Origin of the sequence: Collimonas humicola, assembly GCF_018304945.1 — a bacterium.
Classification (GTDB): Bacteria; Pseudomonadota; Gammaproteobacteria; order Burkholderiales; family Burkholderiaceae_D; genus Collimonas; species Collimonas humicola.
The window spans coordinates 459,338-475,602 of the sequence record NZ_JAGQEE010000001.1 but is presented as its reverse complement, the minus strand read 5'-3'; the positions used below and the strand labels follow the sequence as shown (position 1 = coordinate 475,602).

General features: G+C 56.2%; 11 protein-coding genes. 3 read left to right on the top strand and 8 right to left on the bottom strand.

All coding sequences use genetic code 11. The features are described from left to right. Nucleotides 1-116: 116 nt before the first annotated feature. A complete protein-coding gene (locus KHU30_RS02250; protein WP_211441012.1) occupies nucleotides 117-578 on the top strand; it encodes a nuclear transport factor 2 family protein in 462 nt (153 codons plus the stop codon). A 30-nt stretch (nucleotides 579-608) separates the two neighbouring features. On the opposite strand, the gene KHU30_RS02245 is transcribed toward KHU30_RS02250, so the two are convergent. Both KHU30_RS02245 and KHU30_RS25325 read right to left on the bottom strand, forming a co-directional pair. Further along, on the bottom strand, nucleotides 609-989 hold the full coding sequence (locus KHU30_RS02245) for a YXWGXW repeat-containing protein (RefSeq protein ID WP_230427252.1): 381 nt from the start codon (nucleotides 987-989) through the stop codon (nucleotides 609-611). 63 nt (nucleotides 990-1,052) lie between these two features. Next, nucleotides 1,053-1,178, bottom strand: a complete 126-nt coding sequence (locus KHU30_RS25325; protein WP_268907056.1) for a hypothetical protein — start codon at nucleotides 1,176-1,178, stop codon at nucleotides 1,053-1,055. Between the two features lie 978 nt (nucleotides 1,179-2,156). Here KHU30_RS25325 and KHU30_RS02240 point away from each other — a divergent pair. Next, nucleotides 2,157-2,354, top strand: a complete 198-nt coding sequence (locus KHU30_RS02240) for a hypothetical protein (protein ID WP_211441010.1) — start codon at nucleotides 2,157-2,159, stop codon at nucleotides 2,352-2,354. Nucleotides 2,355-2,387: 33 nt separating this feature from the next. Next, nucleotides 2,388-4,532 (top strand): catalase/peroxidase HPI, encoded by a 2,145-nt coding sequence (gene katG, locus KHU30_RS02235; RefSeq protein ID WP_211441009.1) that lies wholly within the window; start codon nucleotides 2,388-2,390, stop codon nucleotides 4,530-4,532. A 104-nt stretch (nucleotides 4,533-4,636) separates the two neighbouring features. Here katG and KHU30_RS02230 read toward each other — a convergent pair whose 3' ends face one another. Genes KHU30_RS02230 through KHU30_RS02205 form a run of 6 tightly spaced genes read right to left on the bottom strand, consistent with a single transcriptional unit; the run spans nucleotide 4,637 to nucleotide 16,148 of the window. Further along, nucleotides 4,637-5,578 (bottom strand): cupin-like domain-containing protein, encoded by a 942-nt coding sequence (locus tag KHU30_RS02230; RefSeq protein ID WP_211441008.1) that lies wholly within the window; start codon nucleotides 5,576-5,578, stop codon nucleotides 4,637-4,639. Between the two features lie 49 nt (nucleotides 5,579-5,627). Beyond that, nucleotides 5,628-7,709, bottom strand: a complete 2,082-nt coding sequence (locus KHU30_RS02225) for a hypothetical protein (RefSeq protein ID WP_211441007.1) — start codon at nucleotides 7,707-7,709, stop codon at nucleotides 5,628-5,630. 23 nt (nucleotides 7,710-7,732) lie between these two features. Continuing rightward, nucleotides 7,733-8,854, bottom strand: coding sequence for a VWA domain-containing protein (locus KHU30_RS02220; RefSeq protein WP_211441006.1), 1,122 nt, complete (start codon nucleotides 8,852-8,854; stop codon nucleotides 7,733-7,735). After that, complete coding sequence (locus KHU30_RS02215; protein ID WP_211441005.1) at nucleotides 8,851-11,322, bottom strand: DUF5682 family protein; 2,472 nt, start codon at nucleotides 11,320-11,322, stop codon at nucleotides 8,851-8,853. Before KHU30_RS02215 ends, KHU30_RS02220 begins: the two co-directional genes overlap by 4 nt. Continuing rightward, nucleotides 11,319-12,416, bottom strand: a complete 1,098-nt coding sequence (locus tag KHU30_RS02210; protein ID WP_211441004.1) for an ATP-binding protein — start codon at nucleotides 12,414-12,416, stop codon at nucleotides 11,319-11,321. The genes KHU30_RS02215 and KHU30_RS02210 overlap by 4 nt, the downstream gene beginning before the upstream one ends. Nucleotides 12,417-12,419: 3 nt before the next feature. Then, complete coding sequence (locus tag KHU30_RS02205; RefSeq protein ID WP_211441003.1) at nucleotides 12,420-16,148, bottom strand: DUF4132 domain-containing protein; 3,729 nt, start codon at nucleotides 16,146-16,148, stop codon at nucleotides 12,420-12,422. Nucleotides 16,149-16,265 lie beyond the last annotated feature (117 nt).

Here is a 16,265-nt window from a genome sequence, read left to right as displayed (position 1 = left end):
GATGGAGCGACAGCCTGGCCGGCACGCGCAGGATGATCGGCAAGACGCCGGGAGCGGCAATATCAGGCCAGAAGACATAGATGAAAATTTGATGGGTATGTTCAGCATCCAATGCCATGGACAAGACGACATTGTGGTTCGAAATTTACCAATTGCCGCAAGGATGCGCTGATTCGGCGAACTATTACGGTCTTGAAGAATGGACCGAGCTTTTTACCGACAGTCGTCTATACGAAATCGCGCCACGTGAAAATACCGGCAGTCCCCTGCCGATCGGAGTTCTCTATTTCGACAGCCAGTGCATGCTGCGCGACCGCTTGCTATCGCTGCAGCATGCCGATCTCCATGAAGCGCACGGGAACCGCTGCCCGGCTTCAGGGTTGATGATCAATACCGCCAATGCCGGCGCCATCGATGCCGTGCCTAGCTATGTGGTGATAAAGACGCTGCAAAACGGAGAATCCTTTGTGTATAAGGCTGGACCTTACCTGGACCGGGTGGTCAAGGCCGCAGCGCAATGGCGTGGTGCAAAGCGCCGTGTGGGATACGACACGCTGCATGGGGCATCATTGAGCTGAAGCTGTCCAGTCATACACGAATGAAGAGAATCAACGATTTTCGTATCTTCCATCGTCATGCCGCTCGCCTTCACGATGGTCATGCCGGTCACCGTCCCGATAATCGTGCTCGCGGCGTTCATCGTATCGCCGATGGTCTTCGCGCCATCCGCCGGATTGCAGTACCCAGCCGTTAGGGCCTTGGCGCCATTCAGGGCGCGCATATACATAACCCGGACGAGGCTGTTCCCAATGTCCGCCAGCCCATACATGCCGGCCGTCACGCCAATCCCAAAAACCAGGAATCCACACATAGCCATATCGTGGCGGTGGAACGGATTCATATCTTGGCGGTGGCGGCGGTCTTCCGATCGTGATGTCAACCCCGATTTGCGCCACGGCCTGCGTTGATACAAACGCGCTGGCACTCATAGCGATGAGTGCAGCAGCGAACAAAGTACGTTTCATGGCTATCACCTTTTAGCGGTCGTCGCATTAGCGACCATAGTAGTAGTCGTGATGGTGATAATAACCACCGCCACCAACCGGTACGACGATACATCCGGACAATGCCGTACTGAGAACGATTCCGATTGCGACTAAACTGATGAGCTTTTTCATGCTGATCTCTTTCATTGAATGGCATGAGAACTATGCTGCCACCCAAGACGCTCTGCAGGTGATTCAGTTTTGTATCGCTTGTAAGCGTTGATTACCGAGTGAGGTGGCGATTCGTGACTCGGTTGATCGTTGTTTTGCTTGTGCCGAAGGTCAAACGACCGACTTCTTCCATACCAAATTTCCTGGACAGGATATTCGTAAAGCAACTTTGAGTGAGGCGTCCGGCTAGTCTGAGAGGCCGACGCTCGGATGCGTGGTATTGCACGCTCCGCAGGAAGGCCATGCAGACGGGATCTCGTAGGTCAGGCAATGGAATATGTGCATTCAGCTCTGAGGGATCGTACGATCGAGTTACTGCCCTTGCGCGCCAATGGCGACTGAATCAATCTGAGGGAGTCTACTGTCAATTGTGATAGTGAAATTCAGGTATCAAAACTAAAATATCGCAACACATGAGTCGCGCCATTGGCGTCGTAGTGGTGCGCCTCCTATTGAAGCTGGGGACTCTGTGCGAACAGCGAAGAGTTTTATCTGGGAGGCAGATCAAAGCCATTCGCAACCTCCTGTGCGCGACGGAACCGAGCCTCTCAGCGGCCGGAAGCTGGCCCGCAATGCCGGACGCAGAATCTTTCGCAGGATCCCTTGCCGTCCTCTTGCTTGCCTTGCGCGTCGGCGCTGCGGAATTGCTTACCTTAGTCACACACATTTCCTACGCCTGCATGGCTGCTTCGTTAAAGCGTTGCGGGAACACGCTCCAGCAGACGGGGCGCATAACGCTTGATCCGGTTGTAGCCGGAGGCGGTCAGACGTAGGTGGCCGAATGACTCGGGCCATCCCAGTCCAAGCCGAGCGAACGAGCGAACGAACGAACGAACGAACGATTGTATATAGCTATTTATTTGATGGAAATAATTAATTTCATATATCGTCGAATTGAAATTATTATGAATGCGCTATTCGATAATCTGGAGACGTCTCATGAAAAATACTCCACTTCGCAGGCGCTATATCGGGCTGCCAGTTCTATGCCTAGCGACCATCGCGGTGGCGGTCATTGCCCTTGGCAGCGGTCCAAGTATTGCAGCAGCACCCATTCGGGATAAGGGCGCAGCAATAGGCGATAATCAAAGTTTACAAACTGTTGGTCCGAGCGGCCTGATCAAAGAGATGTTGTAGTCACCTCACCTACCCACGACAAAGGAGATCCTCATGTCAACTGAAGCCAAATGTCCCTTCCATCACGCCGGCGGCGGCACAACGAACAAAGACTGGTGGCCGAACCAGCTACGCGTTGATTTGCTGAACCAGCATTCCAACAAGTCCAATCCGTTGGGTGAGAAATTTAACTACGCTGAAGAGTTCAAGAAGCTTGACTACAAGGCGCTCAAGGCAGATCTGATCAAACTCATGACCGACAGCCAGGACTGGTGGCCGGCCGATTTTGGTCACTATGGTCCGCAGTTCATCCGCATGGCCTGGCATTCGGCCGGTACCTATCGCACCCTCGACGGTCGAGGCGGCGGCGGTCGTGGACAACAGCGTTTCGCACCGCTCAATTCGTGGCCGGACAACGTCAATATTGATAAGTCGCGCCGCCTGTTGTGGCCGATCAAGCAAAAATATGGCCAGAAAATCTCCTGGGCCGACCTTTTCATCCTGGCCGGCAATGTGGCGCTGGAGTCCATGGGCTTCCGGACCTTTGGCTTTGCCGGCGGCCGTGAAGACGTGTGGGAACCGGACCTGGACGTGAACTGGGGCGGCGAGACCACCTGGCTGGGGACCGACAAGCGTTTCCATGGCGACCGCGAACTGGACAGCAACCTTGCCGCCACCCACATGGGGCTGATCTACGTGAACCCGGAAGGCCCGAACGCCAGCGGTGACTACATGGCTGCAGCCAAGGACATCCGCGCCACCTTCAATCGCATGGCCATGGACGACGAGGAGATCGTTGCCTTGATCGCCGGCGGCCACACCTTCGGCAAAGCGCACGGCGCCGCGCCCGAATCGCACAAGGGTCCCGAACCGGAAGGCGCGGGCATTGCAGCCCAGGGCCTGGGCTGGAACAGCAACTTTGGCAGCGGCCACGGTAAAGACACCGTGTCCAGCGGCCTGGAAGTGACCTGGACCAAAACCCCGGCATTGTGGAGCAACAACTTCTTCGAAAACCTGTTCAAGTACGACTGGGAGCTCACCCATTCGCCAGCTGGCGCCAAACAATGGGTGGCCAAGAATGCCGAAGACATCATTCCCGACGCGCATGTGCAAGGCAAGTTCCACAAGCCCACCATGCTGACCACCGACCTGACCCTGCGCTTCGACCCGGAGTTCGGCAAGATATCCAAGCGCTTCCATGATGACCCGCAAGCCTTTGCAGAAGCTTTTGCCCGCGCCTGGTTCAAGCTGACCCATCGCGACATGGGCCCGAAAGCACGTTACCTCGGCCCCGAAGTACCGAAGGAAGACCTGATCTGGCAAGACCCGTTGCCGGCTGCGACGCACCAGCCATCACCGGCCGACATTGCCGATATCAAGGCCAAGATCGCAGCCTCCGGTCTGTCGGTAGGCGAGTTGGTGTCGGTGGCCTGGGCTTCCGCCTCCACCTTCCGTGGCGGCGACAAACGCGGCGGCGCCAATGGCGCACGCCTGGCTCTGGCTCCTCAGAAGGACTGGGAAGTCAACGCCACGGCAGTGAGTGTTTTGCCAAAGCTGGTCGACATTCAGAAGGCTTCGGGCAAGGCCTCGCTGGCTGACGTGATTGTGCTCGCCGGCAGCGTTGGTATTGAACAGGCAGCCAAGGCGGGCGGGATCTCGATCGAAGTGCCATTCGCACCGGGCCGTACCGACGCCAAGCAGGAACAGACGGATGTCGAGGCCTTTGCCGTGCTGGAGCCAGTCGCCGACGGTTTCCGCAACTACAATAAGGGCAAGTCCAGTGCTGCGACCGAAGCGTTGCTGGTCGACCGGGCCCAGCTGCTGACGCTGACCGCACCGGAGCTCACCGCGCTGGTCGGTGGCCTGCGGGTACTCGGCGCCAACTTTGATCGCAGCAAGCACGGTGTGTTCACCGACAAGGTTGGCGTACTCAGCAATGACTTCTTCGTCAATCTTCTGGACATGGACCTGGAGTGGAAAGCCGTAGACGACCAGGCCGAATTGTTCGAAGGACGCGACCGCAAGACCGGCGCGATCAAGTACACAGGTACGCGCAACGATCTGATCTTCGGTTCCAACTCGGTGCTGCGGGCTTATGCCGAGGTCTATGCAGTCGTGGATGCCAAGGAGAAGTTCGCCAAGGACTTCGTCGCGGCTTGGGTCAAGGTCATGAACGCGGACCGCTTCGATCTCGCGTAATGCCGACTGCCAGGGCCCTGTCTGGTTCAAGGACAGACAGGGCCTGCTGCGCCAGCGTCTGCGTGGCGACGCTAGTCCTCTTTTTTGTTGCGGACTCGATCAACTTAGCCGGCCTTCAGCGAAGCGTCCCCGCTCAATGCCAATGGCAGCGCCCTGGCCCAGCGATTGGCCGAAAGCGAAAAAGTCAGCGCGCGAACCTGGTGGTACCACCCGGCTGGTACGTATAGAAGCTCACCGGGTTGCATGATGCATTCGATCATTGCCGCCTGACGGGCAAGCGGAAACTTCTCGAAATCCGGCGCCTCGGGATTAAACGGCGAGCCGAACAGGACGGCGTTTGCCTCGCGGGGATAAAGGAATTCGTCGTGGTGCGGCGGGGACAGGAAAATACGCTTGGCGCCCCAGATCTGCGCAAAAATATTATCGTCATAGTCGCAATGCAGCGGGGTTACCGTTCCCGAGGGGCCAAGCCAAAAGCGAGGCGGCCCCATTTTTTTAAGATAGGCTGGCCAGTAGCACAGCCTATTCAGTTCACGCAATTCCAGATTGCCCAGATACGGCGGCAGGTCCTGCGTGTTATCAGCGACGAGATCAAGGTAGGCCAGCAGCGACATATCCTGCATCGCCCGGTCAGGCGCGAAAGCGGTATTGACATAGTCGCCCACCCTCGCGCGCACATGCAGCTCGCCAAAGCGGTCGCGCAGCGTTTGCGGCGTAAGGATCGAAAGCGGCCAACGATTGACCAGCCCGGTGACGACAAACGGCAAGCCTTCTGCTGCACGCTTGCAAAACGCCGCGGCGTCGAGCGTACCGATGCGCGGCACTGCGGAAATAGTCGGGAGATCCCGCGCCGCACACCTGATCGCTTCACGCATTTCCTGTATTGAAGTGACGCCGCGAACCAGCGCATCCTTTCGCTCCCTGGCCCGTTTTTCGACAATAGCGTCTTCGGGCGACATGGACGCCGATGACGGCCGGGGCGGCAGCATTCGTGACGATAGGCGTGCCTCTCGCTGTTCTTGATTATCGGCTGCCGGATTTTTCATGTTTCCATAACTGTACAAACTAATGCTTCAACGTTGATTAATACCGATTTCAGACGTCTTCGATCAATCGCTCATACTGAAGACAAATATAATGAGCCCTCAATAATTGAGTCGTTACGCTGTCATTGGGAAGTGACACTTGACGCAATGCAGTCAGACCTGCGGCGCTGGAGCTCTCCTGCAGCGTCAACAACTGATCCAATGCTCGCTGAGCAGCCCCGTCCACCACACCGCGCTCCGCCTGGCGTTGCACCCAATGACGAAACTCTCGCAAAGCCCGCGGCATGATCAAAGCCGGCTTTGCAAGATCTGGGGCGGCCATTTCAGTGCGCGAGGTAAGCCGACGCAGCTTATCAAGCCATTTTGTCGCGCGGTCTGGTTCGGGAGCGGCATCGAAATAAAGACTGTCTACCGGATTTTCATCCGCGCCAGCATGTGGCCGTATCAAACTCAACGGCTCGGCAACCAGGCCATTGACGCTACCACGCATACGAGCGACAAGCATGGTGCCAGCCGGCAGCTGGCCTCGCTCAATCTGCTCTACGCGTGCAATGGCGTGTGCCGTCTGCTCGCTATAGACCAGTTCAACGCTAAGAGACTGGTCGTTCTCATCAAACAACGGCCATACCAAGGTCTGGCGCGCTTCGTCGAATTGAGGTGCGCCATATCTGGTTGGCTGTAACACAGCCCAATCCTTCATAGGCTGAGGCTCGCCCAGCAGGCTGCGGCGCGCCTGACTACGTGCTTGCATTAGTTCAGCCCAGTTCTTAGACGGCTTAAGCTGTTCGGAAAAACTGGCGCCCAATTTCGACGATTTCATCGAGGCCGAGGTGCTTTCGGCCGCGGAGAGTCTGCCGGCGGCGTTAAGCTGGGCGCCAGTCAACGTGACACACCTGCCCGTCGCCTGCGCAGGCGCCCCCAAACCACCCCAAGGTCCGACGGCCTTATACCGTGCCATGGGGTTGAAATTTCGTTGTTGCTCGGGACGCGCATCAGTACAGGATAAAAACGCCTGGTCTTGCGGCGACCAGAACATCATCGTCAGACCAACGTAGCCGGAGGCTGAGCGCCACGTGTGGGCGCCGAGCCCAAGCAACTCCAGCGTGCCGCCTCCTTCATAGCGGCTACGGGCTTGGCCGACCAAATAGCTAGGCGACATCCCCTTTGTTTGGGCTGCTTCGAGTGCATTGACCAAACCAAAGGCCAAAGCCAATTCGTCCAGCAAACGATGTTCGTCGGCAGCGCCTGCACGTTCCAGTAACAACTTCACATGGTCGGCCAGACGACGCAGCATTAGAGCGAGACGGTAATACTCGGCTCCCTGCGCCCACACAGCCAGCGTCGCGTAGCGGTCGCAAATACCTCGCGACAGGTGCGACAAGCCTAAGGCGATGCATTCCTCGATCAATTGTTTGACGCTCTCGCGTAGCCGAGTACGAGAATCTCTCAGCGCCTCTCCGATCAACTCAGCCCCGACATGATCTTTACCCAGATCCAGAGCAGCTGAACGGTCCTTGCCGACAGGTTCAGGCGCAACCAGATTGCCACCATGACTGCGCTGATATGCCAGCACTGCGGCCACGCGATATTTTTCGATCTGACTGATATCCACATCAGCAATCAAGCTATCAAGACCGCCCCCCATATACCTGAAGCTCATACGGGGATGTACGAACTGAATGACAAGATGGCGCTCGCCACTTATCTTCACCGCCTCTTCCCCGTCCAGATCATGCACAAATTGCCATGCCCAACGGTAACCGGATTTCCCCGCATATCGGCTCAATTCGCTGCTGGCTACCTGCATGAGGGCTGTGTGCAGTTGTTCCAAAGTGTCTTCAACGGGTGCGGCACTGGCGTTGGAGGCCTCGCTTGCAGTCAACTGCTGTAGTCCGATTGCAGCAGCCAAGATGTGCTGACAAACACCGGCGGCTGGGCAACTACATTGGGCCTGAGCCGGACCGTGAATATCAAAGCGGATACTGAAACTGTCAAAACCCAGTGTCAAGGCATCGGGGGATTCGTCAATTATGTTGACATGCTGTTTTTCGAGATCTTTCTTTGCGCGGCGCAACAAGCCACGGTTGGCCAGTGCAGCAAAAGCCTCGTCGTCGAAACGACTCAATTGCATTTGCAATTGCTCCCGTAACGAACTCACGAAATCACCTTGAGCAGCCAGTGTGCGAGACGTTGGGGCGTGAGTGCGGCAATTTCCATACCGCAGGCTGCCAAGCGTTCGGCCATCTGGCGGTCGTACATCGGATGCGCCTGGCCGTCGAGAGCCGCCAAACCCAGCACCTTTACCCGGGTCTCGGCAAGTTTTGCGACAGCACGCACCAATTCAGCGGGCGCAGCCCCCTCGCAAAAGTCCGTGACCAAGACCAACACCGTACGATGGGGATTCTCCACCAACTGGGAGCAATAACGTAAGGCCTGGCCAATGTCAGTACCGCCGCCGAGTTGCACCCGCATCAACATCTCGACAGGATCGTCGGCATACGCTGAGAGGTCGACCACATTAGTGTCGAATACAACGATCTTGACCCGAAAGGCCGGCAAACCTGCCAGAATGCCCGCCATCACAGCACTATGGATGACCGAGTCGGCCATGCTGCCACTCTGGTCTACGCACAGAATGATGTCCCAAGGCAGGCGTCGCGTATTGCGCTCAAAAAAACGCAATTGCTCAATGACCAGCTGCTGACGCTGCCTATCGTAGTGCTTGAGGTTTTTCCGCAGCGTACCGATAGGATCAAAATTTTGTGCAGCCGCCATCGGCGAATGCCGGAAACGATTGAGACGGCCGGATAGGGTCTGCCGCACCTCAGGTTCAAGCTTGCTGCGAATTTCATCAACTACCTGCTTGACGATGCGGCGCGCCAAATGCAGCACTTCACCGTGCAGATGGTTGCGCAAAGCAAGCAAGGTGCGCAGTAATTGCTGATTGGGTTCAAGTCGCTCCAAGGTCTGTGGGTCGGTCACCAACTCCGTCAAGCCGTAGCGGTCTAGAGCATGCTTTTCAATGATTTCCACAGTATCATTAGGGAACAGCTCCCGCACCTCCGACAACCAGGTCACGAGGGTCAGCTGTGAAGGATCGAGCGAGCCAGGAGCCAAATCATTGCGCAGTCCCCGCCCTTGATACTCGCGGCCATAAAGAAATTCCAGCGCCCGGTCCATGCGTCCGTAGGCATCAGACAATCCGCCGCCAGATCCCTGCAAACGTTGGTCGGCAAACTTTCCCAGCATCAAACGCCAGCGGTCGAGCGTACTCATGCGCCTCCCCATGCTTGCAAGCCATCTGCGGCAAGGAGCTCGGACAATGTGCCCGACAAGATCAGATTCGCCTGGACCTCCGCGGCCGACAAATCATAACGAACCAGCCGGCCGAGATCCTCGGCACCATGCAACTGCGCCACGGATTCTGCGACGCGGTCAGTTTCCTTCGGTGTCATTTCAGCAAAAGCCAAACGCAACTCAGGCAATGTAGTAACGAAAGCATTCTCATCCCATTGCTGCAATAATTGATCAAGCACCCCAAGTAAGGCGGGCTGCTGCCATGCCGCTTCGCGCGCCATGAATAAGAGCCCGCGTAAGAAGCTCACCGCCTCGGGCGGCGCAATCAAGCCGTTTACATGGCCATTCAATGCCACGCCCAATTCTGCTTCGGATAGCTTTCCTGCAGAGTACAGCAGTCCGGCGCAGGCGCCTCTTACCAATGCCGCCTGGTGATGGATATATAACGCTAAGACCATATCCCAATAAAGATTGGCATCGAGCGCGCGGCCGGCTGTACTCAGCAATAGTTCGCGCAACTGCGACAGCGCGGACAGTATCTTGCCGTCGTCACCGGGCGCGGCCGGCAGTTCTCCGCCGAGGTAGACTGCCCTCTCGTAGGCCGCCTGTAACAATGGCGGGATTTCGTCCACATCGCGCGTCTCCAGCGGTTCGCGCGACTCCAGCAACAGTTCTATGCTATTGGCGGCGGCCACAACTGAATCAAACGCCGCATCTTTGCCAATTGCTTCCCGTAGCGCCGTGACGACCCTTGGCAGATGGTCATGCAAACCCAATACGCAGGCATGCATCAGCAATGCAGCCGCAACCCGGGCATCGCGCCTCTCACACTGCGATTCCAGCCGCTCAATCCTGGCGCTAAAGCGATTGGCCACCGCCTGCGCTACCGTCACGCCGTACACTGAACTTTCGACTAGAGCGGCTTCAGTCAACGGTGTGTAAGTGTATTCCCAATGCTCCTGCAGCCTATCGAGTCCGGTGCCGTTGACAAAATCAGGTCCCGCCGTGCACACACCCATTGGCACGCCTAATAAATTGAGGCCATGCAACAAACGGCTTGTGAGCCGATGTTCGGGGCGGCGATAAATATCGAGCACGGCACGCCTCGGCTGTGAATCGTCGATTTTCAAACGCTGGCGGCGGGCGCGATATTCAAAATCCGTGACCAGCGGCGATGTGCCAGCACCGGGTGGCACCTTCCCCATTGCCTGGCCGCTAAAGACGCGTCGTGCTACCGCCAGCACAAGTGCGCCGTCGGCGTCGGCGTCGCCCTTGATGAAGCAACTGGTCACGGCATCGAGCACATCGTCGCGTGCGGGCGCCGAACGTTGCCGCAGGATGGCCAGCTGCAGTGCATGTTCGTACGCAGCAACCAGCGTCGGCATAGGCAACGCCAGTTTGTGCCGTTCGCGCAGCTCGACGGCGATCTCGAAGAGCATCATGAGTGCCGCTTCATTACGGATACGTGAAGCGTTGTCGTCGTCCGTCTTGCTGTATTTTAATGTTTGTTCCCACAACAGTTGCTGCCAGGCAGGCGATGTCATCCCCGCCGAATAACCACTCAAACGGTCAAGACGCTCGAAACTGTAGCGAATGATCGCCGAGGACTCGTCATTGATGTTGCTGCGAGAAATTGACGGACGTATCACCGTCCCAGCCAACAAGGTTGGCATGGCGACCGCATGAAAACCGCCAACGACTGCGACCACCGGACCGTCGCCAGCCTGGCGTTGACTCAGTGCTTGCTGGATATGCCACGCCATCTCAGCTTCGCGCTGCAGCGTGCCGTCTGCGCTAAGTTCGTCGTCACTGCATCCTATCCGGGCCAAATGACAATATGCAGCCATATCCATCACGTGCGCCTCCAAGCTACGTGTCGTCGCCGGCACTTCGAACAAATGCTCCCACAACTCCTCATGGTTACGGCAACCAAGTTGCAGCGCCAAGGCGCTCAGATAACGACTGCGCCGGAAATGATGTTCATCAAGCAAGGACTGGGTTTCTTCATCACGGCCATGTCCATCTATTTGGCATTGCTCGGCAAAATCCAGATCGATAAACCGCGCCGGCACGCCACGTTCCTGCGCCATACGCAAGGCGACGAGTTCCGGTGAATGATCGCAAAAGGGATAATAGGCGGCCCGGCGTAACGCCGATTCTCCTTCCTCGTCATCCATCCTATTATTGCGTCGCACTGCATAGGTGTATATCGCCAGCGGCATGCGCGCTTCAGCGTGGGTTAAGAGAGGCATGAGTGAAGTAAAGCTGCGCGGGCCCTCCACCAGCACGGCAGAAGGCGTGACGTCACCAAATAAACGACGCAACTGCCACGCACAGGCCGGACTGTGATGCCGCACAGGAAAGACGATCAGCTCGGCGCTAACGAGCTGGGCACCGAGGGCGCGGACGGCGTCCGAAGTCGGCAACATCTGCGAAGTATGATTCAACGATCCAACTCGCGGCGCGCATCGAACATGCGCCGCCACTGTGCGCCGCGCTGAGCGCGTTGCTTAACGACGACATCAAAGTAATGACGCAATTTCTTACCATCGTCCGGGTTGTCTTTCAACACAGTACCAATCAATTGCCGCGCGATATGCTCCCCGGCCACGGCGCCATCGCCAAAGTAATGGGCGTCCAGAGCCGCGGCATAACCCACCGATACCGCTTCTGCCGAAGACATGACGGCAGTTGGTTTCTCGACTACGACACCTTCGCCGGTGACTCCTTGGCGCAGATCGTGAAACGCCGTCACCAGCAAATCCACCACGTCCGGCTGAAAATCGACTTCAACGTGCGCACGCTTGAGTAGTGCCGCGGTCTGCTCGCGCACCAGCTGCATTTCGAGTTTGCGATCCGTAATCGGGCGTACAGTTTCAAAATTGAAGCGCCGCTTCAGGGCGCTCGACATTTCGTGTACGCCCCGGTCGCGAATATTGGCAGTCGCCAGTACATTGAAGCCCCGGGCTGCAAATACTGTGGCAGCGTCGCCATCAAGTTCTGGCACGTGCAATACCTTATCTGACAACAGGCTGATCAAACAATCCTGAATCTCCGGCTGGACCCGCGTAACTTCCTCGAAGCGGCACAGACAACCCCGTTGCATCGACTCATAAATAGGGCCACGTACCAGCGCTCGCGGCGATGGTCCTTCAGCCAATAACAAGGCGTAGTTCCATGTGTACTTGATCTGGTCTTCCGTTGTACCGGCAGTTCCCTGGATCGTACACACCGATTGCCCGGAAATTGCTGCTGTCAACAGTTCGGAGAGCATCGACTTTGCTGTCCCTGGTTCGCCTACGAGCAGCAGGCCGCGATCGCTCATCAACGTCACAATACAGCGGTCAATCAAGGCATCGTCCCCATAGAACTTACGCCTCACATTCAGCTTCTCATCACCAAGGATGAAACTACGCACCGAGCGTGGCGACAATTGCCAGCCGTTCGGGCGCGGGCCTTGGTCTTTCTCCGCCAAACGGGTCAATTCGTCGGCATGCACCTGTTCGGCGGGCGCACGTAAGATAGCGGTGTCATTTGCCATGATTTAGTACTCGCTTTTCTTTTGCCAGTCAGCGTCAAAACCCGATCCTTCTGCAGCAATCAACCGCAGATCGTTATAGCATTCGGAGAGAAGGATTTTGGGCACTTTCGACAATGGCAAACAACCACGCTGCCATGTTGTTGCGTTGGCCGTATTGGAGAACGACAGCGACAGCAATGCTACCGTACGGTTTTCTTCTGGCAGTGGATTACCCGTAAATTGGATATCTGCAAGCAGGCCCAATGTGGGAAACCGTTTTTCGAATCTGAAATACCAACCGCCATCTTCGGCAGCGCCGCGCGTATAGCCCAACTTGAGGGCGCGACCACGCAAAGCATAGGCTTCCAGTAAATGCCCCTCGAAATCCTTGATCTGCTCGGCACTAGCTTGGCCGATCGGCAATAAATAAATACCCTTGCCCATCTGCTGAAACAAAGGCGTAATCTCATAATCGGTCATATGCTGCTGCCACGCTGCAATTTCATCGGCGCTCAGCAATGAATCGTGGGCAATGCGTACTCGTGCATCGGCTGGCAGCTGCACCTCGTTGTCGTCACAATCGGTGAGCGTACCGTCGTCGAGCGGGCGGAATATTTGTACTACCTTGCCATCGACCACTTGCACCCATACCAGGCGTTGCACCAGCCGACGCACGATGGCGTGTTGATTCAGGTATAAATTCCAGTCTTCAAATGGCCAATCGCGTTCGATACACAACGTTTCGTACAAACGGTCCGTCTGCAGATCGACAATGTTCTTGATTTCCTTTTTTGCAGCGCTAAAGGATTTCTTCGCTGCCTTGGCCAATTCGACGTCGTCATCCTGGCGCGGCTCTGGCAAGCTGGCAATTTTTTTGCCGTCCGGGTTGTAGAGTTCGACCTTAAAGTCCGGCAACAACCGCACAGAGAAGCTGCGCGATCCATAACTGAGCTCCTGCGTGCCGGTCTCATCGAAGCCCGCCGATGGAATAGTCCGATCAGCCAACTCCGACAATGTCCACCCCTTGCGCTCGGCCAGCGCTTCGGCTTGCTTAGTGGCCTCCTCCTGGAAACTCTTGGTCCGGAAACGGTTGCCAATGGACAGCATCAGTTGTGTAGCGCTCGGATGCTCGATCCAGCCAAGCATGACGATAAGTGCCCTACCCTGAAATGCGCGAGAGCCGTACCATTCTTTCAAATAACGCGCCACCGGCATCGCTACGCGTTCGCCGGCGCATGCAGCTACTACAGCGAGCAAACCTTTGCTAGCGTTGACCGAACCAGCTGGTTGACGCAAAAATCCGGGCAGAAAAATTGCAACCATTTCTTCTACCGAACGTCCCAGGTGTGGGTAATTCTGGTAGTACTGAGGCGACTGCGTCATTGCTCTATGCATATCTTGCGCGTTATTCTGCGCCAGTGTCATTGCCTCATCCGGAGAAATTGGGCGTACGTCTTCGCTTAACCAAACCTCCAAAATCCATTGTCCAAATTGCTCGCGGTCTTGTGCGACGAACATGGCGCAATATTTGCGCAGGATAGCGTTGGGCTCAGGAGACTTTTGTTTGACTGCCTGCACCAGCATCCAACGCAGTACCTCAACAGGCACCGCTTCTTTGGTATCGGCCCAACGTACTTCCGGCAGTCGATTCCAGGGGAACCACTCCAATTCTTTGGGTAGCCCCTTGGCTAAGGACTTGGCGGCCTCTGCGATCAAGGCCTTGCGATCCAAGTATTTATCAACCGGCTGCCCAAGCGCTTCCAGCGCATCTAACAAGACGCCTTTAACCAGGTCATTCTTTTCCTTGATCAGCGCCTGTTCCAACGCAGGCACTGCTTCTGCATAACGCAGTCTGTTCAACCACTGTGCCGCAACGACACGTGTTTCAGCCTTACCGTCTGTCAGCGCATTGATAATCCGCCCTTCTTTGCCGGGATGAGCAGCCAAAGCCTCTTGCGCTGCCAGGCGGTCATTTTTGGTCACGCCAAGCGCCACATTGAAGAGTGCGTTGACGACTGTTGCCGGCACAAACGGCAATGTACCAATTGCCCGAAACAGTTTGCTGCGGCTAAACGTATACTCTTTTACCGTACCTTGAAAAATTGCCTGGGTCAGCGTATCTATATGCTGGGCAAAGAAAGGCCACACCGCGTCATCATTCCAGTCGTCAGCGAGCGTTTGCCCCCAGTTTTCACAGTAACTGCGAAGCAACGTTACGCCGGATTGACCGCTCTCTTCGAGCATCTGGGACAATTCAAGTAGCGTCGGCCGGCCAGTGGCGCGGTGCATGATGTTAAACGCAGCGATGACTGGATTGAACAAATCGCCACGAGGACTGTTGGCGAGATCAAAGAACAACGATATTTTCCAGATCGCTACAGGAGTCACGCCATCAGTGTTGGCGAGCTTTCGCAAGGCGGAGCCGACGAAATGCCAATTCGAACTTCTGTCGTTCGTTCTGCGCGGTATCTCTATTTGGTCGGAGGCGAGGTAGTCGCGAAGTAGCTTTAGATCCCCTACGGAATACGGGGGAATTTGATTCAACCGAACTGTGCGACCCTGTGCCAACATCCGCTCGTAGTGCTCTTGTCTTTGCTTGTTGAACTTGGCGACGCCCTCATTCAACTCTCGCCACATAGGTTCCAATTGCTGTTCTAGCGACGGAGTCAGCGAACCTGACCAATCAATTTTCGGCAGCTCGTACTCAAAACGCCGTTCACTATCGCTGTCGACGGCTTGTTTGGCCGCGTCCCACTCCCCAATCAGGCCGGACACGGACGCGGCCTTATCGGCCTGCGCGGTGTCATGCGCGAAATCCCGTAGAGCCTCATTTTTCTTGGTTTTTGCCAATGCGTAGATCAAGCGCAGGGCTTGCAGCCGTTGATCCGGCTTGCTCTTCAACGCCATTTCACACAGTGGCGGCAAGATGGCGTCGCCGCATCGATGCACTATCGCTTCGGCGACAAGGCGCACCTGCTTGCTGTTTGCCACGCTCAATTCGCACAATTCTGGCGCTAGTTTGTCGAGCGTACCGGCATTAGCTTTCTCCAACATGCTCAATACATGCAAGCGCTGAGGCACAGTTGCGGGCAGCAGCAACGGGCGCACCGCCTCGACGTGACGTTCCAGATACTCTGCATACCCCACCAAGTCACTTACCATGAGCAAGCGCTGCACAACATATCCCGCCGTGACCGGTGAAGAAAAGGAAGAAACAATCAGCCCTGAAGGAGCCAAATCGGCTTCGACCAGCAAGCGTTCCAGCATTTGCGCGGAAAGATTTCCTGCTTTCGGCCGCGGGCTAGTCCAGCCAGACAGCCCGCATCGTGCGCTGTGCATGAGCAATACCTCTGGCCAGTGCGCACCGCCAGGGATTTGCATAATGCAGCTCGCCGCACTTGTTCCGGCGCACGCTTCAAGAAAACGAGCCCAACGCAGCCCTATCGGCGCGGGAACTTCATCGAAACCAGCATATATATCAACCGTGGCATCGCCACGCCCTCGATACCCGTAACCGGTTAGCCGTAAAAATTCGCCAATACTTTTTCGCTGACTGACATCATGGAGGATGGACATCGACTCTCCATGGAGCACATAGGCCAAGATGTCTTGTGACAAACCATCGCGCCCGCCATTAGGTAGCTTATCCAAAGGTTTGATCAGTGTTTCCAGCTGAGAAGCCCATGCTTCAGGTACGTTGTCAGGTACATTTGCGGGCGCATCACCCAACACTTTATTTAGCCACTTCAGCACAGTGCCCCCTTACGGTATTAATGTTGGCAAACGTGGCATATTACCAAACAACAACTTTGCATTGGCGCTACGCCAAAAATATAAAGCTTATTGTTCCCTCATCGTGAATCAGCTTGC

What these genes read in the sequence shown, in the direction of transcription:
- KHU30_RS02250 (WP_211441012.1), top strand. Translation starts at nt 117, where the DNA reads ATGGACAAGACGACATTGTGGTTCGAAATTTACCAATTGCCGCAAGGA.
- KHU30_RS02240 (WP_211441010.1), top strand. Translation starts at nt 2,157, where the DNA reads ATGAAAAATACTCCACTTCGCAGGCGCTATATCGGGCTGCCAGTTCTA.
- KHU30_RS02230 (WP_211441008.1), bottom strand. Translation starts at nt 5,578, where the DNA reads ATGAAAAATCCGGCAGCCGATAATCAAGAACAGCGAGAGGCACGCCTA.
- KHU30_RS25325 (WP_268907056.1), bottom strand. Translation starts at nt 1,178, where the DNA reads ATGAAAAAGCTCATCAGTTTAGTCGCAATCGGAATCGTTCTCAGTACG.
- katG (WP_211441009.1), top strand. Translation starts at nt 2,388, where the DNA reads ATGTCAACTGAAGCCAAATGTCCCTTCCATCACGCCGGCGGCGGCACA.
- KHU30_RS02210 (WP_211441004.1), bottom strand. Translation starts at nt 12,416, where the DNA reads ATGGCAAATGACACCGCTATCTTACGTGCGCCCGCCGAACAGGTGCAT.
- KHU30_RS02245 (WP_230427252.1), bottom strand. Translation starts at nt 989, where the DNA reads ATGAGTGCCAGCGCGTTTGTATCAACGCAGGCCGTGGCGCAAATCGGG.
- KHU30_RS02220 (WP_211441006.1), bottom strand. Translation starts at nt 8,854, where the DNA reads ATGAGTACGCTCGACCGCTGGCGTTTGATGCTGGGAAAGTTTGCCGAC.
- KHU30_RS02225 (WP_211441007.1), bottom strand. Translation starts at nt 7,709, where the DNA reads ATGCAATTGAGTCGTTTCGACGACGAGGCTTTTGCTGCACTGGCCAAC.